Genomic DNA, 26,795 nt, shown 5'->3' with positions numbered 1-26,795 from the left:
TACCTCTTTATGGCTAAAGTAAAAACCACCTTTTTCTGTCAAAACTGCGGAGCACAAAGCCCCAAGTGGCTGGGCAAATGCCCCGCCTGCGGGGAATGGAACACCTATGTGGAAGAGATAGTCCAAAAGGAAGAAAGTGGGAAAGGGAGTTGGAAACCGCAAGGCTCCGGACTCAAAAAAGCCAGTGTCCCCAAGAAAATCGCCGAGGTCAATTACGAAGAGCAACCCCGCTGGATCACTTCCGACCCGGAACTGGACCGCGTGCTTGGGGGAGGGATCGTTTCGGGTTCTTTGGTTTTGATCGGGGGCGAACCCGGAATCGGGAAATCCACGCTTATGCTACAGATTGCCTTGACTCTGAAAGGGAAAAAAGTACTGTATGTCTCAGGCGAGGAAAGCGAAGCCCAAATCAAAATGCGGGCAGATCGCATGACTGCCAAGAATCCGGATTGCTACGTCCTTTCGGAGACCAACACCCAACAGATCTTCCAGCAGATCGAAATCTTAAAACCTGACTTTTTGATCATTGACTCCATTCAGACACTGAATAGTCAATATGTGGAATCCGCTGCTGGATCGGTCTCTCAAGTCAGAGAGTGTACAGCCGAGCTGATGAAGTTTGCCAAGGAGACCGGTACGCCTGTCTTCCTGATCGGTCACATCACCAAAGATGGTTCCATCGCCGGACCCAAAGTCCTAGAACACATGGTGGATACGGTATTGCAGTTTGAGGGTGACAGACACCTGACTTACCGGATTCTTCGCACCTCTAAAAACCGCTTTGGCTCCACCCACGAATTGGGAATCTATGAAATGCGGGCCGAAGGATTGAGGTCTGTGGCCAATCCATCCGAAATTCTCCTGACCCAGCGGGAAGAGGTTCTAAACGGCGTGGCTATTGGTGCAATGATGGAAGGGAATCGCCCGCTATTGATTGAGATCCAGTCTTTGGTCAGTACCGCCACCTACGGTACTCCGCAGCGTAGCAGTACCGGACATGATGCCAAGCGATTGAATATGCTTTTGGCCGTTTTGGAAAAGCGTGGAGGGATGCGCTTGGGGCAGCAGGATGTGTTTTTGAATGTAGCAGGCGGGCTGAGAGTGGATGATCCAGGATTGGATTTGGCGGTTTGTGCCTCGTTGATTTCCAGCTATGAGGATACGCCTGTATCGGAGCAGATTTGCTTTGCCGGAGAAGTCGGTTTGGGAGGGGAGATTCGTGCCGTATCCCGAATCGAAAACCGAATCGCCGAAGCCGAAAAATTGGGTTTCAAAAAGATCGTAGTTTCTAAGTATGCGGTGAAGGGATTGGATTTCAACAAATTCAAAATACAAATCCTCCAGGTGAGTAAGCTGGAGGAGATGTATAAGTTGATATTTTGAGAAATGTATTTCCGATTATCTGGAGACAAATTCCTTGAGCTGCTCAAGTAATTGATCTCCTGAACTAGGCCGATGGACTCCTTCCCGGATCAATTTTCCTTCTTTGGTGATCAGCATGTAGGTAGGAAATCCGGTGATGTTTAACTCTTTGTCAAACTGTTGAAATGCTTCTTGGTCTAGGAAGAAATGCTCTCCAGCCAATTGGAATTTTTTGATTTGATTTTCAAAAGTTTCACGCTCGGATTGACCGCAAATATAAGCGAAAACTACGCCTTCGGGTGCCTCTTTTTTCAAAATGTCAGCATTTTTGAATTCGCTGATGCAAGGCCCGCACCAGGTAGCCCATACATCGATGTAAATCACTTTGCCGGGATGTTTTTCCTTCAGCTGTGCAAGGACATTATCTGCAGATTCAGCGATAGCCACACCCTCCACAAATTTTGCGTTTTTGCTTCGCTCGAAGTTCTCGATCTTATTTTCGATGATTGCCAGAATGTTTGGATCGAGATTAAGCGTTTTTAATTCCTCTAGGATATCCTGTGGAATTTCTTTGCCAGAAGATTGGAAGTTGAGGTCGAGGTAGGTGGAGATAATGCTCGAGCGAGGTATGGATTCCATCCCTTCGATTTTCGCCAAAAAAAATGGCCATTGAACCTCTTGGTATAGCTCTGTGAATTTGCCCTGATAGGTTTTGGATAAGTTTTTAAACTCATCAGTGAGGACTAATTTTTCTCTCGGAGTCCCGGCTTTAATTTGCTCATACCAAGCCTTCACGGCTTCCAATTCAGTTTTGCTTAATTGCTGTTGCATTAAGAACTCATACCTTTTTTCATTCACCAGCTGGTTAAGCTTTTCGGATTCAGAAGGCTGCATCGGCATGGTAAATTCACGCATCAGACCTGCATATTCCGAGGCCATGAGATCCTCTAAATCATTTGATATCAAATTCTTAACCGCTTCCAGGTATTCGTCCGGAACATCCACTGGGGTTAGCCTCCCTTCCTGAATACCCGAATGGAGCCAAATGTACCGCATCAGTTCGTCGCCAGCATAGATTCGGGCATCTCTGAGATGAACCTCCTGCATCAACGGACTGACTGGAATCGAGTCAAAGTAATTCTTGTAAAAAGCCTCGTGTTTTTTCATCAAACCTAATCGGTAATCCAAAAAAGCCTCAGGATCCAGTGCTTTTTGCATGCTGTCAGTCATGAAATAATCCCTGATTTTCATAAACTCGGGATCCAGCAACCTTTTTTCCTCATTTTCAATGGCTAGATCTCCCATGAAGTCAATGCTTTTCACCTGAGTCCATGAGTCAATGCCGCTTCCAAATGAGCTTTCGTCCACGATCATGGCTTGCTTGGCACCGGGCTTGGTGAAATAGGTGAAAAATGCATTTCCGATTCGGACCATCACTTCCTGAGGATAGTCAAGTGGGAAAATGACTTTGAAACGGCCCTTTTCATCCACATCGCCTGTGAATTGAAGTTGATCATCACTGAAGGCGTGGTTGTAGATTATGGTAATCGTGGAGGGCATCTCCTTTTTAGGAAGGAAAACACCCTGAAGCAGCACTTGATCCGCTTTGAAAAAATCATTCGAAACGTCGGTTTGGCCGACCTTACGATTTTTGAGATCGGTAGATTTCGAGGAGCGAACCGGTATCTCTTTGTAAGCTTCCGCTAAGACGGTTTTTCCATCAGAATTTTTGATTGTTAGGGTTCGAGTTTCAGAACCTTGGAGAAGTGTAAAATTGCCATCTTCACTAGCTTTCAGGTTCCAAAGCTGACCATCGTATAGGGCAAAATCCTCCCCGGTTGCCAAAATGAGTTCATTGCTTCCATCCGTGGAGTACCAACTTTGAAGTTCTGGTTTGAGAGTTGCCTCCTGTGAAATGGCCGGAAAGACTGCCAAGCTAAAAAGAAGGCAAAAAGAGATCAGCTTTACTTTCATAGATCAATATAAATTTTAGACAAGATAAAAAACGGAAAACGAACATCTGAGTTTTATTTTGTTAAAGAAGCTGAATCTCCAAATCCTTTTGACATCAAGCGCTCTATTTCTATTCTAGATTTGTAATCTAAATCTCCAAAAAAGAATGAAAGCTCTCCTCACCATAGGACTCCTTGTCCTTTCCAACACCTTTATGACCTTGGCTTGGTATGGTCATTTGAAGTTTGCCGAATGGAAATGGTTTAGTAAGCTCGGTTTGGTTTCGGTGATTCTGATCAGTTGGGGAATAGCGCTCTTTGAATACTGCTTTCAGGTACCAGCCAATAAAATTGGATTTTCCGGAAATGGAGGCCCTTTTTCCCTGGTACAGTTGAAAGTTCTTCAAGAAGTAATTACGCTGGCGGTGTTTATGATTTTCACCTTGATTGCGTTTAAAAATGAAACCTTAAGGCTAAATCACCTCATCGGAGCTATTTTTCTTATTTTGGCTGTCTATTTTATTTTCAAAAAGTAGCCAGCAGCCCATGCGCTTTTCAATTTTTATTTTCCTGATTGCCATGTTGCTTTTTTCTTCCTGTAAAGAAGAAAAGACTATTCCTCCGAATATTGTCCTGATTTTGACAGATGATCAGGGATATGGGGATCTTGGAATCCATGGAAATGTAGTAGTCAAAACTCCCAATTTGGATCGCTTGGCTGGGGAATCAGCCCGTTTTGAGCGATTTTACGTCAGTCCGCTCTGTGCTCCCACTCGTGCAAGTTTATTGACAGGTCGATATCATCTTCGCACAGGTGTGGTTTCGGTTTCTAAGGGTTTGGAAACGATGGATGCCGATGAATATACCTTGGCAGAGCTTTTCCGTGACAATGGCTATCGAACCGGAATCTTTGGCAAGTGGCATAATGGGCAGCACTACCCCAATCATCCCCTAGCCCAGGGATTTGAGGAGTTTACCGGGTTTTCAGCTGGGCATTGGTCCAATTATTTTGATACCCATTTGGAGAAAAACGGGGAGGAAAAGGTGTTTGAAGGCTATTTACCGGATGTCCTGACGGATGAGGCTTTGGATTTTATCCGCAAAAATGAAGACCAGCCCTTCTTCACCTACCTTCCGCTAAACACTCCCCACAGCCCTCACCAGGTTCCAGATCGATTTTTTGACCCGTACAAAGCGGTAGGTTTGAGCGATGAATTGGCGGCGATCTATGGCATGGTGGAAAATATTGATTGGAATGTAGGCCGAGTCATGAATTTGCTTAATGAACTGGGTTTGGAGGAAAATACCTTGGTCATTTTCCTTACCGACAATGGTCCCAATGGGCAGCGGTTCAATGCAGAAATGAAGGGTGTGAAAGGTTCTGTCCATGAAGGAGGGGTTCGAGTTCCGAGTTTTTGGAGATGGAAAGGTAAAATCCAGCCGCAGGAGATTTCTACTGCTGCCGCTCACATCGATGTGATGCCGACTTTGACGGATCTTTTTGGATTGGAGAAAAAGGAAGGAAAACCATGGGATGGGGTTTCTTTAGTTCCTCTTTTTGAAGGAGGAGAAATACCGTATCGAAGTATTTTTTCTCATGTAGCCCAACTGGATAAAGAACTAAAAGATAGACCGGGAGCGATACGAAAGGATTCTCTGCTTTTGACTCTTTTACCCAATGGCTCCGAACTTTATGATTTAAAAAATGATCCAAACCAGTTGGTGAATTTGGCACCGGGTAAGTTGGAATTAGTTAGCTCTTTGGAGAAAGAATACCGGGATTGGTGGCAAGAGGTGACTGAAGAAATAGAAATGGATCGACAGATTCCTATCAGTGATTTGGCACCCGAAATTGCCCTCCCTACCTATGAAGCAGAACTCAAAGGTGATTTGAAATTCTTTGAGGGACATGGATGGGCTCAAGATTGGGTGACTAACTGGAAAAATGATTCGGACAGTCTTGTTTGGAATTTGAATGTGATCGATTCGGGGGAATTTGAGGTTTGGTTGGAGTATTCAGCAGCTCCAAATCAGGTAGGTGCTGAATTGAACCTTTCGACTTCTTCAACCAACTTGACTCAGACTTTGGATCAAGGCCTTGAATCCATTCCAATCCCAAGTCCTGATCGAGTCCCCCGAAAAGAAGCTCCAGAGCAAATCTGGAATAAGATTCTGTTGGGTCAGATTCAACTTGCAGCTGGCAAAGAAAGATTAACCATCTCGGCAAAAAAGATCCCTTCTGAGGGATTGGGAGATGTATTTAGCGTTCGTCTTTTGCCAAAGAATAAATAAATACCATGAATAATACACCCCAAAAAGACCTCACGCTTGATCCGGAAGACTGGGATCAAATGCGGCAGCTTGGCCATCAGATGATCGATGACCTCTTCGATTATTGGCAATCCATTCGAGATCAGAAAATCTGGAAACCTATGCCCGATGAGGTCAAGGAATTTTTAGATCAACCGATTCCTGAAAAAGGACAAGATCCTCAGGAGATTTACGAAGAGTTCAAAAAGTACATTTTCCCATACAACAAGGGCAATGTACATCCCCGATTTTTTGCTTGGATCCAGGGGACAGGAACTCCCATGGGTGTCTTGGCTGACCTATTAGCTTCAGGAATGAATCCAAACACTACAATCGGAGAGCATTCAGCCATGTACGTGGATCGGCAGGTGGTCAATTGGTGTAAGGAAATGATGAATTTCCCAGCTGAGGCATCAGGAATCCTAGTCAGTGGAGGCTCCATGGCCAATATCACTGCATTGACCGTAGCCCGTAATTCATTTGGAGAAGAGCAGATTCGAAAAAAAGGATTGAAAGCCGCTTCAGCACAGTTGGTGCTGTATTGTTCGGTGGAAACCCATTCCTGCATTCAGAAAGCAGCTGAAATCATTGGCTTGGGGACGGATTCGGTCAGAAAAATCGGAGTGAATGCCAAATATGAAATGAATGCCGACGAACTGGAACAGCAAATCCATCAAGATATTCAAGAGGGATTGCTTCCTTTTGCTGTAGTCGGCACCTCCGGCACTGTGAATACCGGAGCAATCGATCCTTTGGATGATTTGCTAGAGATCTCCAGGAAATATGGACTTTGGTTTCACGTGGATGGAGCCTATGGGGCTTTGGCCAAATTAGATCCTGTTTATTCTGAGCGTTTAAAGGCAATTGAAGAGGCTGATTCCTTGGCTTTTGACCTGCATAAGTGGCTATATGTACCCTATGAAGTGGGTTGTACGCTGATTCGGGATGCCAAAAAGCACCGTGAGGCGTTCGCCATTACTCCCAATTATCTACTCCAGGAATCCAGAGGTTTGTCAGGAGGTTTGGAATCGATCAACAATTATGGTTTTGAGCTTTCCCGGGGATTTAAAGCCCTTAAAATCTGGATGTCGCTCAAGGAACACGGTCGGGAAAAATATGCCCAGATGATAGCCCAGAACAGTCGGCAGGCGGAATATTTGGCAAGTTTGGTGGAAAGCCATCCCAATCTTGAATTAATGGCTCCTGTTTCCATGAGCATTACTTGTTTTCGAATGGTAAAGCCAGGTCTTTCTGAGAATCAGCTTAGAGAACTTAATCGAGAAATCCTTCTTCGCATGCAGGAGGAAGGCATTGCTTCTCCAAGCAGCACCATTTTAAATGGAAAATACACCTTGCGTGTAGCCAATGTCAATCAACGAACTCGAATGGAGGATATGGATCTTTTGGTAAGAGAAGTTTTGAGAATAGGGAGGGAGGTGACTTCCTGAAAGTAATTGATTGGGAAAAGGTAAAATTTCGCTTAATCAATGCAAAATTAAATTCTGTGTCTAACCACTTTATAAGTATTCGATTATAATTTTCTTAAATTATTACATGCTTTATTTTCAACTAATCAAAAAATCAAATGAAAAAGTATGTAGCCGAGTTTTTTGGCACCCTTTGGCTTGTCCTAGGAGGGTGCGGTAGTGCTGTTTTGGCAGCAGGTTTCCCTGAGTTGGGAATTGGGTTTGTTGGGGTTTCTATTGCTTTTGGCCTTACGGTAGTTACGATGGCGTATGCGATTGGGCATATCTCAGGCTGTCATCTCAATCCTGCCGTTTCAATTGGCCTATGGATTGGAGGAAGGTTCGAATCCAAGGAGTTGGTTCCGTATATTATAGCTCAAGTCCTAGGCGGGATAGTTGGAGCTGGTATCCTGTACGTTATAGCTACTGGAAAGCCGGGCGTGGATTTGGGGGGATTTGCATCCAACGGCTTTGGAGAGGCCTCACCCGGAGGATATTCGATGACTTCTGCCTTTGTGACTGAAGTGGTAATGACTTTTTTCTTTTTGGTAGTGATTTTAGGGTCAACACATCCCAAAGCACCAGCCGGTTTTGCTGGTTTGGCGATTGGTTTAGCATTGGTGTTGATTCATTTAATCAGTATTCCTGTTACCAATACTTCCGTGAACCCAGCCAGAAGTACTTCCCAGGCGATTTTTGCCGGAGGAATTTATTTGCAGCAAGTTTGGCTTTTCTGGGTGGCCCCAATAATTGGTGCGGTTTTAGCTGGGATTATTTACAAAAATCTTTCTCCTGAAAAGGAATAAATCTCATTTAAACCGTATTTATCAAACTCTTTTGCACTTATGAAATTCTTGAAATTAGTATCTCTGACCCTGTTTTTCGGAGTAGCTCTCACCATTCAAAGCCAAGCCCAAGAATTAGGTCTTCGCTTTGGCAATGTGAATGGAAATAACGTTGCCTTGGATGGAGTCTTCGCCTTGGGCGATTTCAGCCGAGTCCATGCCAATTTGAGTTTTGGAAACGATGGTGTTGGAATAGATGCACTTTGGAATCCTGTTTATGATAATATAGCAGATTCAGATTTTAAATGGTACGCGGGTTTTGGTCCTTCCCTTTTCTTGGCTGATGATTTCAGATTTGGAGTAGCTGGAGAGATTGGAGCAGAATATCTTTTCACCGATGTACCAATCACTTTGGGGCTGGATTGGAGACCGTATTTCATTCTGGTGGAGGAGACGACCTTTGATGCTGGTGGATTTGGATTGAATATCCGCTGGAGATTTAAATAATTTCCTTTCCCTTTTTTCAAAGCCATCCTTCATTCGGATGGCTTTTTTGTTTGAAGATCATTTTTTTCAGTTCGAGGGACAATTTCGACAGTTCACCAGATTTTTGAAATCTTAAAAAACCAACAATTTTGAAGCGGGTTTTCATTGTATCAAAAACTGAAATTGAATGGATTCTCTCCTATTTCCTTCCGGGCAATGCGCTGTCTTGCAGCTTTTCAGGTTTGAAGGAGCGATGGCAAGAACTTGGGGAGCTTATCAGATGATTCTTTCCCGAGTTTTTACTCCAAGTTTTCCCGGACTGCAATTTATCAAGCCACTAGGTATAGGGAGTGGACATGGCTATAGAGCTTGGCCCAAATGGGAGGCTTCCGGGTTCTTTATGGTTTTCGAAAGCGCTGAAGCGGCGAAGGCATTCAGAGCAAGATCTGAGTTCATGAAATTTCTGGAAAAATCTGGGGAAAATTATTGCATTTTCATGACTCCAACCTCTTCTAGGGGGGCTTGGAGTGGGTTTAATGATTGGGAGCTAAATCAGGAATTGGATAGTTCCGGTCTGGTTTGTAGCCTTACCCGAGCTACTTTGAAGCCTGAGTTTTTATACCGATTTTGGAAAATGGTCAATCCGATCAGTTTGGAACAAAAGGACTATCAAGGATTGATTTTTTCTCAGGGGATAGGAGAACTCCCCTTGGTTGAACAGGCTACATTTACGGTCTGGGAAAGTGTCAGGTATATGGAAACCTTTGCACGGCAGACTTTTCATGGGGAGGCAGTTCGGGAAGTCTACCGGCTTAATGGCTTCAAAGAACAAATGTTTACCAGATTTTTTCCTTGGTATTCGGAAGGAACTTGGGGAGGTAAAGATGCTTTGGCTCCTTACCTTTCCCAGAAAATACCTCCTGTTTTCTCCGTTTATTGAACACGTTAAAATTCCACAATAATCCCCACGGTAGGTAGAATTCGGCCGGCTGTATTCGCTACCAAACGGGTCTGATAGCTACCCGGATTGTTTGGGTCTACCATGGGCCTTCCATTTGCGTCCCGGGTAGGAACTAAAAGCGGGGGCTGTTCGGCTTCAAAATTGTACAGGTTTTGGATATCAATATACCAGTTGAGGTTCCACTTTTCGTAGAAGTATTTTTTGTCTACGCGCAAGTCCAATTGATGGAAGGCGTCCAGCCGAAGCGTATTGATTTGATTGAAATCCAAGACGCCCTGAGGTCTGCTGTCATAAATGGGGATTTGGGAGGAAGTAGCAATATCGATTGGCGTATAGGGCACTCCGCCAAGGTATCTCCATCTGGCCCCCAGTTCCCAATTTTTCTGGAAACGTTTTCCGGCAGTCATGCTGATAATGATTCCGTTGTCCCAAGATGAAGGAACAAAACCTTCCGTATTGGGATTGGTAAATTCGCTCCTGACCAAAGTTACCGCAGCGATTCCATAGAATCCTTTAAACAATCGCTGTTGGGCAAGAAACTCCAGCCCATATGCTCTTCCTCTGGAGTCTGAACGTAGGGGCTCGTTGCCAATGACCCCAAAGTCAGCACCGAGATTGGCCAATGAGATACCGTTGACGATGGAAGAAGGATAATTGTCATAGAGCTTGTAGAAGCCTTCTATGGAGAATCTCCTGTTTTTTTCGGGAATCACCCGCTCAATACCACCAATAAAATGAGTGGATCGGATAAATCGGATATCATTTTCCTGATTAAGTAAAACTCCCTCGTTGTTTCGGAATCCGAGTGCGGTGTAGGGTGGTTTTTGGTAATAGATACCTGAATTAGCCGTGAGGTAGAGATTGGGCTTCAGCTGATAGGAAATGGAAACCCTCGGACTAAGCTGATTAAGCGGGTTTTGGGCCGTTTGGCCAAAGTCGCTTCCATCCACACGGACACCGCCTGTGACTAGCAGACGCTCCTGATTGAAGTTTTTGCTTGCCGAAATAAAAGCTCCATAGGAGTTAAAATTGGTTTTGTCATTCACATTGAGAATGATTCCCTGACTGGCAAAGGTAAACTCGTCATAGGTATCTACCAGAAAGCGGGAATACTCATAATTCACCCCGTATTTTAGGGTAAAGGTCTTTTTGAAAACTGAATTTTCTGCTCTGAATTTGTTTTCGCTCTCCTGAGAAGTGTAATCGTAGATCAGGTTATCAGGATTGCTCTCGTTGTTTTCAAAATACTTATATGACCTGTTATTGAGCATGTTTCGGCTCAGGATAAAAGTCCAGAAACCGTTGTCTCTAAATTTTTTCAATTTCAAGCCCGTGGCGTAGTTCCATTGGGAAGTGTAGGGCAGATTATCCAAAAGATAAAGTCTGGCGTCTTTTTCGTCCTCGGTTTCATCGTCCGGAACATCGAAGTTGAGTACCGAGTTGTCGATAGCCCCAACTCCGATAAATGTCAATTCGGTCTTTTCATTGATTTTGGTGGTGGTTTTCACTTGGAAATCATTGAATGTAGGCAAAAAGGGAAGGCCTAAAGCGGAAAAGAGAAACTGAAGGTAAGACCTCCTTGCTGAGATGAGATAGGTGGTGTTTTTTCCGATAGGACCTTCATTGGAAAAAGTAAACTCACTGGCACCCAAGGTGAGTTGGGTAAACATTTTATCATTTCTTCCTTCCTTCAATTGAAACTCGAAGAAGGAACTTAAGCTGTTCATTCGGTCTGCAGGGAACCCTCCGGTAATCACATCTACACTTTTGATCAGATTCACATTCAGAATACCGGTAGGACCTCCGGAGGAGCCTTGGGTAGCAAAGTGATTGATCACAGGAATTTCTATTTCATCTACGAAAAACTTGTTCTCGTTTGGCGCGCCCCCTCTGATGATGATATCATTTCTAAAGCTTGGAGTACTTGCCACGCCTGGCAATGCCTGAATGACCCGGGAGATGTCCCGGTTTCCCCCGGGATAGCGTTCGATTTCATTGGAGTTGATTTTTCGCACCGAAATCGGAGTCTCATCCGAGCGGGTAAACTCACTAGCTACCACTACTTCGGAGAGTTCAGAGGCATCCTCTTCCAAGGAAAAGTCCAACTGGACAGCTCGGGCCAGGGTAACTTGGATTTCGTATTGAGTGGAGGTCTTGTAACCCACAAAGCTTGCCCGGACATTGTACAGTCCGGGAGGGATATTGGTGATTTCATAGTTTCCATTCTCATCGGTGATTGCCCCGAGATCAGTCTCCAGGATGAGCACATTGGCAAATGCTACAGGCTCATTATTGACAGGATTGGTGATTTTTCCCCGAATCGTACCCTGGGAAATTGCCTGAAATGATACGATACTGAATAGGAGAAGAGAATACCAGTATTTCATTGGATAGTTGGTTTATTGCTACAAGTTGAATTCAGAGAAAAAGTTTTCTTATTTCCGATTTTTGATCAAAAATTGACTGAATTAGGCTGTTTGTTGCTCTTTTACCCTCCAAAGTCTCCACCAGGGAGTACCCGGTGAGTCGTGATGCTCGAAGTGATAACCAAAGAAGTAGCAGCTGACAAAAGCCCAAAGGTGATTTTTGGACTGGGATCTTGAATGGTGCTTATTTTCGCTTTCTCCCATATGAGGAAGGAAAGTCCCGAAATAGAAGAGCTGTAGGGTAGAAAGAACCGCTGGAAGCATCCAGAATACGATCAGATTTTCTGTGGGTAAAAAAAGCTTCAAAATATTGAAAGTAATGGCCATGAGTAGAATCTGCCAGATAGTCACATACTGTCTTATAAAGCTCAGGTACCAAATAAAAAATTTCCCCGAAGGATGATAATCCGGGTCTTGATCCGTAGCTACATAGCGGTGGTGCTCATGATGCTTTGGGAAGAGCTTCCAATAGAAATTATAGGAAAACAAAATAGCAGCAATCCAGCCGGTGAAGTGGTTCCATTTTTTATCAGAAGATACGATTCCGTGCATAGCATCATGCGCGGTGATAAACAGTCCTGTGTAGAGGTGAGTTTGGACCAAAATGGCGATATAAGTGAGAGGATTGGCCCAGGAAAATTTCCAAGTAAGCAAGAAAACCAAGGAAATAAACCACAATCCAATGATCGACCACCCAATCAAAAGACCTTTGGGATCGATGATTTGGCTGCTTTTAGAGCTGTTCATGGTGTATTTTAAATCAGAAGGTCAGGATTTTGGCCTTGACTTCTTCCATCAGCCACATAGGGGTGGAAGTAGCTCCGCAAATCCCAACTCGGTCATTATCTGCAAACCATTCCATTTCTATTTGATCAGGATTGGACACGAAATAGGTGTTTGGATTTCGCTCTTTGCAGACGTTGAACAAAACCTTTCCATTGGAGGATTTGGTTCCACTGACAAAGATTACTTTGTCGAATTTGTCGGCAAAATCCCGAAGTTCCTTGTCTCTATTGGACACTTGACGGCAGATGGTATCATTCGTATTCACCGAAATCCCATTGCTGGTCAGGATTTCGTTGATTTCATAGAATTTGTCGGTGCTTTTGGTAGTCTGACTGTAGAGTGTCAGATTTTTTGGAAGAGAAGGAATATCCAACTCTGAAATGTCCTGAAAAACGACTGCTTTGTTGTTGGTTTGACCTAGAAGACCAATTACTTCAGCATGTCCATGCTTGCCGTAAATGTAAATGGTCTCGTCCTTGTCAAAGGAGTTTTTGATTCGGTTTTGAAGCTTTAGCACTACAGGACAACTCGCATCGATTAGGGTCAGGTTGTTTTTGATCGCTAATTCATAAGTAGAAGGAGGCTCGCCGTGGGCACGGATCAATACCTTTTCATCATACAACTTGTGCAGGTCCGAATGATCAATGATTTTCAGCCCTTTTCTCGTCAGGCGGTTGACCTCCTCGTCATTGTGAACAATATCTCCCAGACAATACAGGTATCCTTGTTCGTCGAGAATTTCTTCAGCCATTTCTATGGCGTAGACTACCCCAAAGCAGAAGCCTGAGTGATTGTCAATATGTACTTGGAGATTCTTCATTGGATTTCAAACTTTCCAGATTGGCAATTGTTTTTTGACTTCTAAACTTCTCGAAGAAGCTGATATTCATAAGGAAAAGAGTCATGGAATAGATGGTATCCTCTATTGGCACCGTCCAAATTCTGATTCCTAAGTTTTCTGCATTGTTGTAAATCACGACAGGTTCTTCGGTCAATCCTCCGGTCAATATGCCATTGCATAACATCAGAGGAATCAGATGAATCAAATAGGCAAATATAAATCTTCCCAAATACTGATCTTTAAAGATCAGGTAGTGAATGAGAAGGGTGAGTGCGCCGATAATAAAATTCACTGAAGTATACCATTTGTCTAAATTGAGTATACCTAACAGCAATAAAACCGGTATCAGGACAAATACAAAAGGTTTTCCAAGAGGCTTGAAGTAGTCTTTGGGAAAAAAATAAATCAGCACCTCGTAGATAAAGACGCATGCGAAGGGAATGATGAAGAAAAATAACCATTCTTCAATCGGAAGATTGAAAATGTAGCTTCCGAGAATGTATCGTGGATTGAATTCCCATACCCCGATCCTGGTAAACCATACGTCCCAAACGATAAAGAATAGAGCTGTAAGGACCATCCCAGGAAATAAGGCCCCCAATTTGGTCGCATAGCGTATCCTGTGCTCAAATGATTGAGCCAATGGATAGGATATCGCAAAAAGCAATACGCCGAAATAGAGATATTTTTCCATCAGAGCAAGCCTAGTTTGGTTTCAAAATAGGTTCCGACTAATAGGGAAAGTTTTTTGGAGTTGGGGATTCTGACCCGATGTTGGGTTATTGTCTCTGCCGGAAGCCCTTTGATTTTGTCAAATAGCTTTTGGTAATAGAGATAGGCTACCCTCACTCCCAGTTTGGCCCCGGAAGGCAGATTTTCAATTCCGATAAGTGAATCGTCAAAATCCTTTTGAATATCCTCTTCTATCAAGGTCTTGGCCGATTTGTCAAAGCGGGTAAAATCCACTCCCGGGAAGTATACTCTTCCCCGCTCTTCAAAGTCACTTTTGATATCCCGGAGGAAGTTGACTTTTTGAAAGGCTGCTCCCAGCTTGCATGCCGGCTCTCTGAGTCTTTGGTACATCTGCTCATCTCCTTCACAAAAAACCTTCAGACACATCAGTCCGACGACTTCGGCCGATCCATAGATATATTCATGGTATTTGGAGTCGTTGTAAGTTTTGAAATCCAAATCCATCTCCATGCTGTGCAAAAAGGCCTCAATCAAGTCCAAAGGGATTTGGTACTTGTTGACCATCAGCTGAAAGGCATGCAGCACAGGGTTGAGAGATATTCGAGATTCTATGGCTTCATAGGTGTCCTTTTTGAAGCGGTCTAATAGCGCCTGCTTGTCTTTGTCATGAAAAGTGTCGACAATTTCATCCGCATAGCGCACAAATCCATAGATAGCGTAGATGGGTAAATGGTATTTTTTGTCCAGCGTTTTGATCCCCAGCGTAAAGCTGGTGCTGTAACGTTGGGTGATCAGCTTGCTGCACTCCAGCGTGGTATGATCAAAAAGCTCGATAGCGTCCATTGCTTTAATATACCATTTTGTTTACAAATTGTTTTCTTTCATCACCTCATCTGCCACTACCTGACCCGAGATGAGTGAGGGAGGTACCCCCGGTCCCGGTACGGTCAACTGTCCTGTATAATACATATTGCGGACCTTTTTGTTTTTCAGTCCAGGCTTCAAAATCGCCGTTTGAAGGAGCGTATTCGCCAATCCATAGGCATTTCCTTTATACGCATGGTAATCTGCCTTGAAATCGCTGTGCGCATAGGAGCGTTTGTAGACGATATGAGATCGAATGTCCTGCCCGGTTATTTTTTCCAAGCGGTCTAAAATAATAGTAAAATACTTTTCCCGCATCTCTTCTGAATCTTCCAAATCAGGAGCCAGAGGGATCAACAGGAACAGATTTTCCTTTCCTTCAGGAGCGACAGTCGGATCGGTAATGGAAGGGACTGAAGCATAAAATAGAGGTCTTTCCGGCCACCTTGGATTTTTGTATATCGCATCTGCATGCGGCCCCAGCGGCTCGTCAAAGAAGAGATTGTGATGTCTGAGGTTTTTGAGTTTTTTGTCTATTCCCAAATAGAATAGAAGACTGGAAGGAGCCATGACCCGCTTATCCCAATAGTCTTCTGTGTAGTTGCTGTATTTGGGATTGACCAAGTGCTTGTCCACATGGTGGTAATCAGCCCCGGCTACGACTACATCTGCATCTATTTTTTCTCCGGACTTCAGCCGTACTCTTTTGGCAATTCCTTTCTCGATTTCGATTTCTTCGACCTCGGCGGAATACCTGATTTTTACACCCTTTTCTTCCGCCAAGGCTACCATGCCTTTGATGATCTCGTGCATGCCCTTTTTTGGATACCAGGTTCCCAAAGCTATATCTGCATAGTTCATCAGACTATAAAGTGCAGGAATATTTTCGGCTGTTTCTCCAAGAAATAAAACCGGGAACTCCATCAGTCGAATGATTTTGTCATGGGAAAAATATTTTCTCACATGCTTTGACATGGACTGAAAGATATCCATCCTTACCATATCAACCAAAAGACCAGGGGAAGCAAATTCCAAAAGGGATCGGCTTGGCTTTTTTACCAAATCATGAATCCCTACTTCGTATTTGTATTTGGCCTGTGCTAGGAATTTGTCAAGATTTTTCCCGGCCCCCGGTTCGATTTTTTCCAGCATGGATTTGAATTCATCCAAATCTGCCGGTATGTCGAGAATATCGTTTTCCCCGTAGATTACCGCATAGGAAGGGTCAAGTCGGAGGAGCTCGTAATAATCAGCTGGCTTTTTACCAAAATGGGCAAAGTAGTTTTCAAATACATCGGGCATCCAATACCAGCTGGGACCCATATCAAAAACAAACCCCTGGTGTTCGAACTTTCTAGCTCTCCCACCGGGGGAATCGTTTTTTTCTAAAAGGGTGATTGAACAACTAGTGTGATGGGCCAGATGGGTAGCTGCAGACAGGCCTGCAAATCCAGACCCGATGACAACCACATGCTTTTGTGCCATGAAATTAGTTTTTGTGCTTGTAGACCATTAAATCTTCTTTGAGAAGCTTGCGGGCAATATGGATTCTATTTTTTACAGTTCCAATCGGAATCTGCAACTTATCGGCAATCTCATGGTATTTGAAACCTCGATAGTGCATCATGAATGGAGTCTTGTATACGTCATCCAGTTTGCCAATGGCCTCGTAGATGTCATCCATTGTGAAATTGCCGAAAACTCCGTTTTCGATCTGCACATTACTGGAGTTGATGTAGTGAAGATTATCTGTTGTATCTACAAAAGTTCCTCTTCTCACCATTCGCTGATAGTTGGTGATGAAGGTATTCTTCATGATCGTATAGAGCCATGCTTTGAGGTTGGTACCTTCAGTGAATTTTTCACGATTGGTGAAAGCTTTCACCATGGTATCCTGAAGAAGATCATTTGCATCGTCGACATCTCGGGTCAACTTGAGGGCAAAAGGCTTCAACGAACTTGAAAGCTTGTGGAGAGAGTAGCTAAATTCTAGAGTCGTCATGGCTTTTGGTTTTTGTTTAATCAAATCTAGTAATGATTAAACAAATACCAAACATTTTGTGGAATTAATTTTAAAAAATATTAAACAAAATAGGAGGAATGGCCAAAAACTGATCTGAATTGCCCCTGAATAATGAAAAAAGGCACTTTTTAGAAAAATGCCTTTGTTTAAGCTTTGTTTAATTTTGTTCCACTTACTTCTCTTGAGGGACCTGTTCTATCTCTTCCAACAGTTCTTTGATATCCCGGATGTAGTTCATTTGCTTAACATTGGCAGGGAAAACCAAGTCTTGTCCTATCACCTGATATCCAGTGACCAGAATCTGGGATTGGGAAAACCGGTCTGCCAAGGCATTGATGTAATCCTGTGCATATTCCGAAGAAGGCGAAGTGGTGATGACAGTGAGTAAGTACTCTGGGCTATGGACTTTATAGACAGAAAGTAAGTCTTCATTAGGAGTACTTTGACCGAGATAAATCACCTTATGCCCTTTGGATTTGATCAAATAGCTGGCAAAGAGCAGAGAGATCTCGTGCAACTCTCCCTCTGGAAGGAAAAGAAGAAATTTTTTCCCTGTGCCGTTGCTCACCTGTCCATCAATCGCCACGATCAGTTTCTGCCTCACTAAGTTGGATATGAAATGCTCCTGTGCAGGATTGATCGCTCCTGTTTGCCATAGGACACCGATCTTGGACATGAAAGGATAAATGATATTGAGCATGGTTTGCTCAAATCCCAGTTTGATGATATTGGTGGAAAGTACTTTTTCGAATCGCTCTTCGTCCATTTCGATCATACAGATTGTCAGCGCATGAATCTGATCATCGTGGGTGAGGGATCGCTCGGTGAGTTTCATTACCTCCTCACTAATATCCTCCATATTCATCGAGGCGATTTTGGAGATTTTGATGCCATTGTCATTCAACAAGGCTACATTGAGGATCAGCTTGAGATCATCATCGTCATAAAAACGAATATTGGTCTCCGTTCTCTTGGGAGAGAGGAGATTGTATCGTTGCTCCCAGATTCTCAAGGTATGCGCCTTGATTCCGGATAGCTGTTCTAGATCTTTTATTGAATACGTGCTCACTTTTCTTCTTCTTTAAAGAATTCTCTGGGTACAACAAATAAGCCGAATGAAACGGCATCTTCCTTCGCATTGGTTTTGTGATGAGCCTGATGGGCTTTGAAGATTCCCTTCAAAAATCCCTTCTTTGGCCTTTCCAACCACTTCAGTCTACGATGGACCATCACATCATGCAGTATGAAATATAAAATCCCGTAGACACTGATGCCGACACCCATCCAAAACCGATAGTCCAATTCCTCCGCACCGAGTACAATTAATAGTACAGCAATCCCCCCAAACAGTAAGGAAAACAAATCATTCAGCTCAAAGAAAGACTTTGAAGGCTCATGATGTGTCTTGTGGATCATCCAGAGTGGCCCATGCATAATGTACTTATGAATAAACCAACCGGAAAACTCCATTAATCCAAAACCTAAAGCGACGAAACCAATTGCTTTTATCATTATCAGAACAACCAGATTTAGAGAGTTTTGTTAAAGAAAAGAATTTTTAGCCTTTTAAAACAAAGATTTTGCTTTTTCAGCTTTCTATCAAATATCGAGTGTAAAATTCAATACGGTGAAGAATATAATCCAAGTGATTAACAGAAATGCCGAAATAGGATTGGATTTCTCAAAGTTGGCTTTTCTCCAAATCAGGTGGATCAGAAATGCGATGATAAACCAGCCAACAAAATTACTGATCGGAATGATCTCCCACTTCCAAGCCCAAAAGTCCAAAGCTACTGCCACCGGTTCCAGAATGTAATCGAGTGCAGTCATGGCACTTGCACCTAAAAAGGCAGCATAATAGTCGTTGGGAATATTTCGGAATACGGATCCTGTGAGATAGCTGAGAATAAACCAATTCACCCCAATCACCAAAGGGACATCCCAAAGCTTTGGGCCCAAAACGGGTCCGTATACGTAGTCTCCAAATAAATAGCCCGTGTGGATTCCGATCAATTCGGACCCAAATCCAATCCAAAACGCTGCAGCTGCAAAGATGGGAAATGCATCATTCCAGCCTCGATGGAAAAAAAGAATGATAAAAAGGGTAGTCAAAAGTTGGGCAGGGGTAAGAGACTGAAACATCGGCCTGTACTCAGGAATACTCAATCCGATCAGCCCTACGAGGTGTAAAACAACGATCACAATTTTTGCAATCAGCTCTCTGGAAACCCTGTTTTCTCCTCTCGAGGGTACGTATTTGTGCATATATGTCGGGGATGGCAAAGGAATCTGTTTGGGATTCCTAACTTTGCAAAGCTGTATTTGTTGGCAACAAATGTAAATAAAACCCTATTTTCCGGATATGATCCTGTACAATATCACGATAAATGTAACTCAGGACATCGAAGAGGACTTTTTGTCCTGGATGAAGTCCACCCATATTCCTGAGGTTTTGGAAACTGGAATTTTCCATGACCATAAGTTTTTTAGACTGCTCCATGAGTCTGAAGACGGTTCTACCAATTATTGCATCCAATACTTCACAGACAGTATGGAGCAGATGATGGAGTATGAGAAAAAGCATGCCGCTATCCTTCGCACCAAAACTCAGGAGAGGTATAGGGACAAAGCTGTGGCTTTTCGTACGTTACTAGAGACGATCTGATGTCCAAGGCTCTGAAATTGATAGTAAGCTTAGCTTTGCCTCAACTAGCAGGTGGCTTGGGTGCCTTTTTTACCTTTTCATCGGTGAGAGACTGGTACCTGACCATCAACAGGCCGAGTTGGAATCCTCCCAATTGGATTTTTGGTCCGATGTGGACTACGCTGTATGTGTTGATGGGAATCGCTTGCTATCTGATTTGGAAAAGCGAGCATCCTCAGAAAAAGCAGCTTTTGACGCTTTATTTTGTCCAACTGGGGCTCAATGCACTTTGGTCTCCGGCTTTTTTTGGAGCTGAAAGTCCAATATTGGGTTTGGTGGTGATCATTCCGCTTTGGGTGATGATTTTGATTTGTGTCATTCAGTTTAAGAAAGTCAGCAATTGGGCTTCAGGATTGATGGTTCCTTACCTTCTTTGGGTGTCTTTTGCGACAGCATTGAATGCTGCCATTTGGTGGTTGAATTAAAAAAAAAGGCCAGCTAACATCAAATTAGCTGGCCTGCATTTTTCAAAGTGCCAATTATTCCTTTACCGAAGTCGTCACCTTCGGTGCCTCTTTAGTCCAAGGACTCACGTCAAGCTTCCGAGGAGTAGGAAGAATTTCATCAAGTGTATTTCCATCGTATACTCTGCCATCCTTCACTACATGGGTGATGGTATTGGTGTTTCGGATGTTTTCCAAAGGATTCTGATCCATGATGACCAAGTCTGCCAGTTTTCCAGCTTCGATACTTCCGAGTTCTTTATCCAAGCCAAGTGCCTCTGCGCCTAAAATGGTAGCCACTCGTAGGGCATCCAGATTACTCATATCTCCACTGGCTACAGACCAAAGCTCCCAATGGTAGCCTAATCCCTGAAGCTGACCGTGTGAACCCACACCGGCCAATCCGCCTTGCTTCACGACGGAATTCACCCCCTGAGCATGCTTTTGGAATACATGATCCTCTGGAGCAAACCAACCACCCAATCCGCCTACTCTTCTTCTTGCCTTTTCATTGATCTCATTGTATGGGGTAAAGCGATTCAGCTTTGGATCATGGAGTGGGCTTTCGGTTGTGTAGAAATAGTTTTCTGCCCAAGGTCCGCCATAGGACACCAATAGGGTTGGGGTGTAGGCCATTTTGCTTTCTGCAATAGTGCGGGTGACATCGCTGTATAGCGGGAAGACCGGAATGGAGTGCTCATGCCCTGGATAGCCATCAAAGAGCTGGGTCATATTGAGTTTGTAATCCAAGCCGCCTTCGGTGGTCGGCATCAATTCCTGCTCTTTTGCAGCCATGATTACCCACTGACGGTGTTGTCGATTTCCGACCAGATACATTTTGATGTATTGGGTATTGAAGTACTTGCTATACTGCTTGAGGACGTTCTTGGTCTGCTCGAGAGACTTAAGGTTGTACATCCAGTAGCCCACACCCGGTCCTGTGGAATATACCCGTGGTCCAGGGACCATCCCTGCTTCCACCATATCGCCGTAGGTGAGCACGTCGGTAGTGGCTGTTTGAGGATCTCGGGTAGTGGTCACCCCATAAGCCAAGTTGGCTGCGTAGATCCAAACGGAGTTTTTGTGCAAGCCCCAGGTGGGCCACATGTGGGCATGGGTATCGATGAAGCCTGGGGTGATGGTTTTGCCGGAGACATCGACCACTTTGGCCGAACCTGCATCAAGAGTTCCTGTTTGGCCAACGGCCTTGATTCGGTTGTTTTCGATCAGGATGTCCCCATTTTCAATGACTTCAGAACCGTTCATGGTCACGATTCGTGCATTTTTCAAAAGGATGCTTCCTTTAGGAGTGTCCTTCGCAAAATAGACTTTTACCTGATTTTCGCTTGGCTTGTAGGTTTCTTTTTCCTTCAGCTGTGCTTTGTGAAGGCTATCTGCTTTTGCCAAGGCTTTGTCTGCTTTGAATAACGAATCGATTCTCTTTTTCTCAGCTTTTGCCAAGGAATCCGCCAGTTTCACTGCGTCTTCGCCTTTCGCCTTAAGCGAAGCTACGCTGTCTGCATCTGCCAGAGTTTTGGATTTTTTCGCAGATTTGACCGAATCCTCGACATATTCAGCGCGATCCAGATCATACACCCAGTGCCCGTTTCCAAGGGACCAGTGGACTTTCTTTCCATTGGATTCCCAGGCAGGCCATTCTCCACCGATCTCGGTCAGCTGCCGGGAAGGGAAATTACTTGAGCTAGGATCTGCCACATTGATACTAGGGGTTTTTCCAGCTTTAGGAATGGTGATGACGTAGACATTATTATTTACTTGTGCCAAAGCCTTATCTCCTACCGGGGCCATCAAAATGGTGCTGGCGCTGGCAGGTCTCATTTGAGGTTCCCTAGCGCTGACTCCTTCAGGTAGCATGCAGTAATTTACTGCATCAGCATTGGAGAAAGCTTTTCCCATGACATACCGGACATCCTGAGTGATGTGGCCGTGATCTGAGTGGTCATCCAAGGCTGATCCAAAAGGAGTGATACCTGTGATTTTGGCATGTTCCTGAGGGTCTGTCCCATCCCATTTGATGCTCAGAAGTGTGCCTCCCGGGCTGTTCAGATAGATTCTGCTGGTATCCTGAGTAAAATGGGCATTTCCATAATTTCCTGCATCAAGGATTTTTCGTTCAGGACCACCATTAGCAGGAATCCAAACCAATTCAGCTTCGGAACCGTCGACACCAGGCCCTTCTGCCTCTTCCAATGCTCGCTTTGGTCCTTTGAAGACTACGATTCTGTTTTTTGGACCCCAAACCGGACCAGAATACAAGGCGGCTTCGGAGGAAATCTTTGTCGTGGTCATGTTGCCCGAAATGGCTGCCTTGTAGATGCTTCCACCGTTCTTTTCTTCCCAAGTGACAAAGACCAGTTGGGTACCATCAGGGCTCCAGGAAGGCATTGCTTCTACAAACTCATTTTTGGTTATCCGCTTTGGAGTACCATTTGGATAGTCCATGACGTAGAGTCTGTTTAGCGCAGTAAAGGCTAATTTTTTCCCATCAGGAGAAGGGACAGCATCGCGGATCTGAGTGGCTAGCTTGTGAGTGGTGTCTTTGATGGCGTAGTTGAAGTACAAGCGAGGGCCCATGGCCAGTTTTACATCCGCTTCGAATGGAATCTCAGTGGCTGCACTCCCGTCTACAGGGAGCTTCCAAAGCTTACCGCCATAGGAAGCGATAACAAATTTGCTGTCGGGAGTGAATGCCATGGCTGGAAGCACTCCCTGTGGAGCTATGGATTCCTGCTCGTCCCGCTGCACCGGGTAGGCGAGCCATTTTTCATCTCCAGTGCTCAGGTCTCGGATCACCAAGCCGGTTTTATCCTGCCATCTGGATCCATATACCATCCATTTGCCGTCTTTGCTCAGGGTAGGGGTGAAAGCTGAACCATATCGGGAGGTGATGCTGGTAATATCTCCTTTGTCCAAATCGTATGTTCCGATTTGATACTGGGGAAGCATGGCATTGTAATTCCATGCCCCAGTTCTCCATGAAAAATAGATTTTCTCTCCATCCGGACTTACAAATGGGTCGATGGTCTTCATGGAAGCCGGATTCTCATTGAGTTGGATTCCACCTCCTCCATCAACATGGTACATCCATAGTTTGGTGATTCGTCGACCTTTGGCCACCACGATATATTTCCCGTCCGGAGTCCAGTGCGCTCCGGGGACATCGCCGTTTTTATCTTTAGTGACCTGAATGGTGTCCTTTTTTTCTAGGTCGATGTACCAAAGATTGTCATTTCCGGCACGGTCAGAGGTGAAAAGGATTTTCTTTCCGTCAGGAGAATATCTGGGATGGGTCTCATAGGCCATCCCTGTGGTAATTGGGGTTGCTTTTCCCCCTTCCAAAGGAATGGTATAGATATCCCCCATGAGATCGAAGGCGATCGTCTTGCCGTCGGGGCTGACATCCACACTCATCCAAGTTCCTTCTTGAGTGGTGAATTTGACTTCGCGCTCGGGTTTTAGGGGAAGGTCTTTGAACTTGGGGTAGTCCAGCGAGTCTTTAGCGGTACTGTCAGCAGCAATTGCCTTGCTTTCTTCCAGAGGGGACAACAATTCAGCGGTTTTTGGCAAAATAGCTGCCGTACTGACTGTCAGCCCCAAGGCTAGTAATACAGCCGGTTGGGTTAGTTTTTTCATACAGATTGGGTTTGGGCGAACAAGCTAATCCAAACACTTCGATTTTGGTAAAAGGAATTTACCAAAGGATGATTTTAAGGGAAATGCTAAGAAATCTGTCTTTGATCGAAAGTGAAGTGCTTGATTTTAGGATGATTAGAAGGGATTGAGCGGATTAGATACTTTAAATTGTTAGGATAACTGGTGCTTAACTTGGTTAAGAAAGGACTTCAAATACCTTAACAGGATTGCTTTTGTTTTTCAGTTTGAGTTCTCCTACTTCGTTTACTTTGAATCCATCACCAAGAGCCTCTGCACATCGGTCTAGGACCAAGATTTGACTTGCGGAAGCAGCATTTTGAAGCCGAGAAGCCACATTTACCGTATCTCCAACCACTGTATAATCCAATCGTTTGAGTGATTTGGAGCCGATATTTCCCGAGACCATTTCACCTGAATTGATTCCAATGGACACCTGGGGTTTGAAATGGGAGGCTTCGGAATATTCCGGAATCGCATCCATTTTGTCCCGAATGGCGATGCAGGCTTTTATTGCTCGGCTGAGATGATCAGGCCCTTGGAATACCGCCATGACTGCATCTCCGATGAATTTATCCACACTGCCTTTTTCTTCGATAATCTCCTTGACCATCAGGTCAAAAAATTCATTTAGCAGTCCCACTACGGTATTGGGATCCTCATTTTCCGATATTTTGGTGAAACCCACCAAATCGATGAAAGCAACTGTAGCCTCAATGGTATTATTTTCCATCAGAGCAGTTTCAATCTCTTTGCCTCCCATGAAATTGAGGACGGTTTCGTCCACATACATTTTCAGGATGTTGTTTTCCCTTAAGGCCTGAAGAGTAGATTTCAGCTGATTGATGTATCCGAGAGTTTTCTCCATGGTGATTTCCAAGTCCTGGAAATCCACCGGTTTGGTCACAAAGTCAAAAGCACCCAGATTCATTGCCTTTCGGATATTTTCCATATCTCCGTAGGCAGAGATGATGATGGTTTTGAGGAGAGGGTTTTTTTCTTTGGTGTTGGAGAGCAAGGTCAGCCCGTCCATGACCGGCATATTGATATCACTGAGAATCATGTCCACATCCCCATGATCTTTTAGGATATCCAAGGCTTGTTGGCCATTGAGAGCAAAAAGCATTTCATACTCACCGGATCGGATTTTTTGCCGGTATTTCTGCCGGAATAGGATCTCCAAATCTTCTTCGTCATCCACTACGAGGATTTTCGCCATGGCTCAGCCTTAGTTTTTATTGAGAATTTCCTTGATTTCCTTTTTCAGAGAATCAAAGTCAACCGGTTTGGTAAAAAATCCTTTCGCGCCTGATTTTATGGCTTTGTTATAGTTGTCTTTGTCTCCGTAGGCTGAGATCATACTTACCTCAATTTTTGGGAATCTTGTCTTGATGTTTTCCAAAAGTTCCAAGCCACTCATACCCGGCATATTAATATCGGAAAAAACATAAACCACATTTGGAGACTCAGGAGAACCCAATTTTTCCAGGGCTTCCTCTCCCGAAAATGCAAACTCGACCTCTAGCTGTTTGCTTTTGATTTCTTTTCTGAACTTCTGAACAAAAAGGATTTCTACGTCCTGCTCATCGTCTACGATCATGATTTTCATGGTATAAAAATTTAAATGGAAGACTTGGGTAATAAAATTTTAAATCTGGTGAATTGATTGACTTCGGACTCGATTTCGAGCTTTCCGCCGTGAGATTTGACAATATCGTGGGTGATACTGAGCCCCAATCCGGTACCTTCTGTCCCTTTTTTTGTAGTGAAGAAGGGCATTAAAAGCTTTTCTCTTATTTCTTCCGGAACACCGGGCCCATTATCCTCTACTTCAATCAATAGACTGTTTTTCAAGTCTTTGGTTCTGATTACCAATTTAGCTTTATATTCTGAATTTGCCATATTTATTTTGTCGCGCATAGCATCAAAAGCGTTTTTGGCAAGATTGAGGATGACTCGGCTAAAGTCCTCGGCGTTGATTTTTACCGCTGTAATTTTTTCATCCAGTTCCAGCTGAACATCCACGTTTATAGGATTTTTATTTGCCCTCATTCCATGAAAGGCCAAGTTGCTGTACTCTCGTATCAACTCATTCAGATCCGTTTCTTTGACTTCGCCTTTTTCGCCTCTGGAATGCATCAGCATGGACTTGACAATGCTATCGGCACGCATGCCATGATGTCTGATTTTTTTCAGGTTGGATTTTACATCCACGAGAAGTTCCTGGATTAGGGATTTTTCTGCACTATCCGGAGTTTTGTCCAGCTCCTCTTCCATTTCTATCAGGAAATCCTCACTTAGCTCCGAAAAATTGTTGATGAAGTTCAGTGGGTTTTTGATCTCATGTGCAATCCCTGCGGTGAGTTGGCCCAAAGAAGCCAGCTTTTCCTGCTGCACAAGCTGTTCTTGGGTAGACCTGAGGTGATCCAGTGCTTCCTGAAGTTCATTTTTTTGATTGAGTATTTCAGAAGTTCTTTCCTGCACCATTCTTTCCAGCTCTTGTTTCTTTTCTTGTGCCAAGAAAAGTTGCCTTTCTTTTTCTTTGGAAATAATACGTTCTATTTCCAGAGCTTTCATCTCTTTCCGATGGTTTAGCCACATAGTTACAGCCCAAATCAGGGCAAAAAATCCTGCTGCAGCGATGTAATTTTCAAGGTATTCGTAGGTCGTCGGGAAAATAGTCTCAAGTAAAAAGCTTACCAACCTGACCACCAGGATGGGCAAGGGAGTGACTGCCAGGTTTTTTTGACTTTCCAACTCAGGGAAATTCAAAATCATAAATATGATTCCTCCGACCAGAAGAAAAGAAATCAAATCAAAAAGCAATACCGGGGGAAGCTGAGCTATTCCGATCACAATCAGAACTCCTGCTCCAATCATCCCATAGTTGATTAGTTTTTTTAACTGATCGGAAAAAGCCGCATTTCCTCGGGACTTTTTTAGATAGTATAAAAGAAAAAGTGAAATCAGATTAATCAGAATCATATCGTCTTTACTTTTTGGAATATTGGGTCAAATGGT

The 26,795-nt window shown here is 44.0% G+C and carries 24 protein-coding genes; 9 read left to right on the top strand and 15 right to left on the bottom strand.

The window, feature by feature from the left end:
- Positions 1-9 precede the first annotated feature (9 nt).
- Positions 10-1,383 carry a DNA repair protein RadA gene (gene radA, locus AAA942_RS10170; protein WP_338220158.1) on the top strand — a complete coding sequence of 458 codons (1,374 nt, stop codon included), beginning with the start codon at positions 10-12 and terminating at the stop codon, positions 1,381-1,383.
- Positions 1,384-1,398: 15 nt separating this feature from the next.
- Here radA and AAA942_RS10165 read toward each other — a convergent pair whose 3' ends face one another.
- On the bottom strand, positions 1,399-3,336 hold the full coding sequence (locus AAA942_RS10165) for a TlpA family protein disulfide reductase (RefSeq protein WP_338220157.1): 1,938 nt from the start codon (positions 3,334-3,336) through the stop codon (positions 1,399-1,401).
- A 145-nt stretch (positions 3,337-3,481) separates the two neighbouring features.
- On the opposite strand from AAA942_RS10165, the gene AAA942_RS10160 reads away from it, so the two are divergent.
- The 6 genes from AAA942_RS10160 (at position 3,482) to AAA942_RS10135 (ending at position 9,301) form a co-directional block, all read left to right on the top strand.
- Positions 3,482-3,850: a DMT family protein gene (locus AAA942_RS10160; protein ID WP_338220156.1), complete on the top strand. Its 369-nt coding sequence runs from the start codon at positions 3,482-3,484 to the stop codon at positions 3,848-3,850.
- A gap of 10 nt (positions 3,851-3,860) precedes the next feature.
- The gene (locus AAA942_RS10155) at positions 3,861-5,606 is read left to right on the top strand and encodes an arylsulfatase (protein WP_338220155.1); all 1,746 of its coding nucleotides are present in this window, start codon (positions 3,861-3,863) and stop codon (positions 5,604-5,606) included.
- A gap of 5 nt (positions 5,607-5,611) precedes the next feature.
- A complete protein-coding gene (locus tag AAA942_RS10150; RefSeq protein ID WP_338220154.1) occupies positions 5,612-7,072 on the top strand; it encodes a pyridoxal phosphate-dependent decarboxylase family protein in 1,461 nt (486 codons plus the stop codon).
- A gap of 137 nt (positions 7,073-7,209) precedes the next feature.
- Positions 7,210-7,896: an aquaporin Z gene (gene aqpZ / locus AAA942_RS10145; protein ID WP_338220153.1), complete on the top strand. Its 687-nt coding sequence runs from the start codon at positions 7,210-7,212 to the stop codon at positions 7,894-7,896.
- 39 nt (positions 7,897-7,935) lie between these two features.
- Positions 7,936-8,382, top strand: a complete 447-nt coding sequence (locus AAA942_RS10140; RefSeq protein ID WP_338220152.1) for an outer membrane insertion C- signal — start codon at positions 7,936-7,938, stop codon at positions 8,380-8,382.
- A gap of 166 nt (positions 8,383-8,548) precedes the next feature.
- A complete protein-coding gene (locus AAA942_RS10135; RefSeq protein WP_338220151.1) occupies positions 8,549-9,301 on the top strand; it encodes a spheroidene monooxygenase in 753 nt (250 codons plus the stop codon).
- Positions 9,302-9,306: 5 nt separating this feature from the next.
- Here the strand turns inward: AAA942_RS10135 and AAA942_RS10130 are convergent, their stop codons facing one another.
- The 10 genes from AAA942_RS10130 to AAA942_RS10085 all read right to left on the bottom strand — a co-directional run bounded on the left by AAA942_RS10130 (position 9,307) and on the right by AAA942_RS10085 (position 19,220).
- Complete coding sequence (locus AAA942_RS10130) at positions 9,307-11,709, bottom strand: TonB-dependent receptor (RefSeq protein ID WP_338220150.1); 2,403 nt, start codon at positions 11,707-11,709, stop codon at positions 9,307-9,309.
- A gap of 81 nt (positions 11,710-11,790) precedes the next feature.
- A complete protein-coding gene (locus AAA942_RS10125; RefSeq protein WP_338220149.1) occupies positions 11,791-12,495 on the bottom strand; it encodes a fatty acid desaturase in 705 nt (234 codons plus the stop codon).
- Between the two features lie 13 nt (positions 12,496-12,508).
- On the bottom strand, positions 12,509-13,354 hold the full coding sequence (locus AAA942_RS10120; RefSeq protein WP_338220148.1) for a 4-hydroxy-3-methylbut-2-enyl diphosphate reductase: 846 nt from the start codon (positions 13,352-13,354) through the stop codon (positions 12,509-12,511).
- On the bottom strand, positions 13,329-14,069 hold the full coding sequence (locus AAA942_RS10115) for a lycopene cyclase domain-containing protein (RefSeq protein WP_338220147.1): 741 nt from the start codon (positions 14,067-14,069) through the stop codon (positions 13,329-13,331). The genes AAA942_RS10120 and AAA942_RS10115 overlap by 26 nt, the downstream gene beginning before the upstream one ends.
- Positions 14,069-14,911: a phytoene/squalene synthase family protein gene (locus AAA942_RS10110; protein WP_338220146.1), complete on the bottom strand. Its 843-nt coding sequence runs from the start codon at positions 14,909-14,911 to the stop codon at positions 14,069-14,071. Before AAA942_RS10110 ends, AAA942_RS10115 begins: the two co-directional genes overlap by 1 nt.
- 21 nt (positions 14,912-14,932) lie before the next feature.
- Positions 14,933-16,417: a phytoene desaturase family protein gene (locus AAA942_RS10105; protein ID WP_338220145.1), complete on the bottom strand. Its 1,485-nt coding sequence runs from the start codon at positions 16,415-16,417 to the stop codon at positions 14,933-14,935.
- 4 nt (positions 16,418-16,421) lie between these two features.
- Positions 16,422-16,934 carry an RNA polymerase sigma factor gene (locus AAA942_RS10100; RefSeq protein WP_338220144.1) on the bottom strand — a complete coding sequence of 171 codons (513 nt, stop codon included), beginning with the start codon at positions 16,932-16,934 and terminating at the stop codon, positions 16,422-16,424.
- A gap of 193 nt (positions 16,935-17,127) precedes the next feature.
- A complete protein-coding gene (locus tag AAA942_RS10095; protein ID WP_338220143.1) occupies positions 17,128-18,024 on the bottom strand; it encodes a MerR family transcriptional regulator in 897 nt (298 codons plus the stop codon).
- Positions 18,021-18,467: a sterol desaturase family protein gene (locus tag AAA942_RS10090; protein WP_338220142.1), complete on the bottom strand. Its 447-nt coding sequence runs from the start codon at positions 18,465-18,467 to the stop codon at positions 18,021-18,023. The genes AAA942_RS10095 and AAA942_RS10090 overlap by 4 nt, the downstream gene beginning before the upstream one ends.
- A gap of 87 nt (positions 18,468-18,554) precedes the next feature.
- Positions 18,555-19,220 (bottom strand): carotenoid biosynthesis protein, encoded by a 666-nt coding sequence (locus AAA942_RS10085; protein WP_338220141.1) that lies wholly within the window; start codon positions 19,218-19,220, stop codon positions 18,555-18,557.
- Between the two features lie 97 nt (positions 19,221-19,317).
- Here AAA942_RS10085 and AAA942_RS10080 point away from each other — a divergent pair, with 97 nt between their 5' ends.
- Both AAA942_RS10080 and AAA942_RS10075 read left to right on the top strand, forming a co-directional pair.
- Positions 19,318-19,620, top strand: a complete 303-nt coding sequence (locus AAA942_RS10080) for a DUF4286 family protein (protein ID WP_338220140.1) — start codon at positions 19,318-19,320, stop codon at positions 19,618-19,620.
- Entirely contained in the window at positions 19,620-20,084 is a 465-nt protein-coding gene (locus tag AAA942_RS10075; protein WP_338220139.1) for a TspO/MBR family protein, read from the top strand. The genes AAA942_RS10080 and AAA942_RS10075 overlap by 1 nt, the downstream gene beginning before the upstream one ends.
- A gap of 54 nt (positions 20,085-20,138) precedes the next feature.
- Here the strand turns inward: AAA942_RS10075 and AAA942_RS10070 are convergent, their stop codons facing one another.
- The 4 genes from AAA942_RS10070 to AAA942_RS10055 form a co-directional block, all read right to left on the bottom strand.
- Complete coding sequence (locus AAA942_RS10070; protein WP_338220138.1) at positions 20,139-23,756, bottom strand: amidohydrolase family protein; 3,618 nt, start codon at positions 23,754-23,756, stop codon at positions 20,139-20,141.
- A gap of 196 nt (positions 23,757-23,952) precedes the next feature.
- Positions 23,953-24,993, bottom strand: a complete 1,041-nt coding sequence (locus AAA942_RS10065; RefSeq protein ID WP_338220137.1) for an adenylate/guanylate cyclase domain-containing protein — start codon at positions 24,991-24,993, stop codon at positions 23,953-23,955.
- A gap of 9 nt (positions 24,994-25,002) precedes the next feature.
- A complete protein-coding gene (locus AAA942_RS10060) occupies positions 25,003-25,383 on the bottom strand; it encodes a response regulator (protein ID WP_338220136.1) in 381 nt (126 codons plus the stop codon).
- An 11-nt stretch (positions 25,384-25,394) separates the two neighbouring features.
- The gene (locus AAA942_RS10055; protein ID WP_338220135.1) at positions 25,395-26,759 is read right to left on the bottom strand and encodes a sensor histidine kinase; all 1,365 of its coding nucleotides are present in this window, start codon (positions 26,757-26,759) and stop codon (positions 25,395-25,397) included.
- Positions 26,760-26,795 lie beyond the last annotated feature (36 nt).

The sequence above is a fragment of the Algoriphagus sp. oki45 genome, assembly GCF_036245605.1.
Classification (GTDB): domain Bacteria; phylum Bacteroidota; class Bacteroidia; order Cytophagales; family Cyclobacteriaceae; genus Algoriphagus.
Note: the sequence above shows the minus strand (reverse complement) of the source record. Positions and strands in the feature narration are given on the sequence as shown.

Bases quoted from the DNA above. Each gene is read 5' to 3' on its own strand.
- radA (WP_338220158.1), top strand. From the start codon at position 10: ATGGCTAAAGTAAAAACCACCTTTTTCTGTCAAAACTGCGGAGCACAA.
- AAA942_RS10165 (WP_338220157.1), bottom strand. From the start codon at position 3,336: ATGAAAGTAAAGCTGATCTCTTTTTGCCTTCTTTTTAGCTTGGCAGTC.
- AAA942_RS10160 (WP_338220156.1), top strand. From the start codon at position 3,482: ATGAAAGCTCTCCTCACCATAGGACTCCTTGTCCTTTCCAACACCTTT.
- AAA942_RS10155 (WP_338220155.1), top strand. From the start codon at position 3,861: ATGCGCTTTTCAATTTTTATTTTCCTGATTGCCATGTTGCTTTTTTCT.
- AAA942_RS10150 (WP_338220154.1), top strand. From the start codon at position 5,612: ATGAATAATACACCCCAAAAAGACCTCACGCTTGATCCGGAAGACTGG.
- aqpZ (WP_338220153.1), top strand. From the start codon at position 7,210: ATGAAAAAGTATGTAGCCGAGTTTTTTGGCACCCTTTGGCTTGTCCTA.
- AAA942_RS10140 (WP_338220152.1), top strand. From the start codon at position 7,936: ATGAAATTCTTGAAATTAGTATCTCTGACCCTGTTTTTCGGAGTAGCT.
- AAA942_RS10135 (WP_338220151.1), top strand. From the start codon at position 8,549: ATGGATTCTCTCCTATTTCCTTCCGGGCAATGCGCTGTCTTGCAGCTT.
- AAA942_RS10130 (WP_338220150.1), bottom strand. From the start codon at position 11,709: ATGAAATACTGGTATTCTCTTCTCCTATTCAGTATCGTATCATTTCAG.
- AAA942_RS10125 (WP_338220149.1), bottom strand. From the start codon at position 12,495: ATGAACAGCTCTAAAAGCAGCCAAATCATCGATCCCAAAGGTCTTTTG.
- AAA942_RS10120 (WP_338220148.1), bottom strand. From the start codon at position 13,354: ATGAAGAATCTCCAAGTACATATTGACAATCACTCAGGCTTCTGCTTT.
- AAA942_RS10115 (WP_338220147.1), bottom strand. From the start codon at position 14,069: ATGGAAAAATATCTCTATTTCGGCGTATTGCTTTTTGCGATATCCTAT.
- AAA942_RS10110 (WP_338220146.1), bottom strand. From the start codon at position 14,911: ATGGACGCTATCGAGCTTTTTGATCATACCACGCTGGAGTGCAGCAAG.
- AAA942_RS10105 (WP_338220145.1), bottom strand. From the start codon at position 16,417: ATGGCACAAAAGCATGTGGTTGTCATCGGGTCTGGATTTGCAGGCCTG.
- AAA942_RS10100 (WP_338220144.1), bottom strand. From the start codon at position 16,934: ATGACGACTCTAGAATTTAGCTACTCTCTCCACAAGCTTTCAAGTTCG.
- AAA942_RS10090 (WP_338220142.1), bottom strand. From the start codon at position 18,467: ATGATAAAAGCAATTGGTTTCGTCGCTTTAGGTTTTGGATTAATGGAG.
- AAA942_RS10085 (WP_338220141.1), bottom strand. From the start codon at position 19,220: ATGCACAAATACGTACCCTCGAGAGGAGAAAACAGGGTTTCCAGAGAG.
- AAA942_RS10080 (WP_338220140.1), top strand. From the start codon at position 19,318: ATGATCCTGTACAATATCACGATAAATGTAACTCAGGACATCGAAGAG.
- AAA942_RS10075 (WP_338220139.1), top strand. From the start codon at position 19,620: ATGTCCAAGGCTCTGAAATTGATAGTAAGCTTAGCTTTGCCTCAACTA.
- AAA942_RS10070 (WP_338220138.1), bottom strand. From the start codon at position 23,756: ATGAAAAAACTAACCCAACCGGCTGTATTACTAGCCTTGGGGCTGACA.
- AAA942_RS10065 (WP_338220137.1), bottom strand. From the start codon at position 24,993: ATGGCGAAAATCCTCGTAGTGGATGACGAAGAAGATTTGGAGATCCTA.
- AAA942_RS10060 (WP_338220136.1), bottom strand. From the start codon at position 25,383: ATGAAAATCATGATCGTAGACGATGAGCAGGACGTAGAAATCCTTTTT.
- AAA942_RS10055 (WP_338220135.1), bottom strand. From the start codon at position 26,759: ATGATTCTGATTAATCTGATTTCACTTTTTCTTTTATACTATCTAAAA.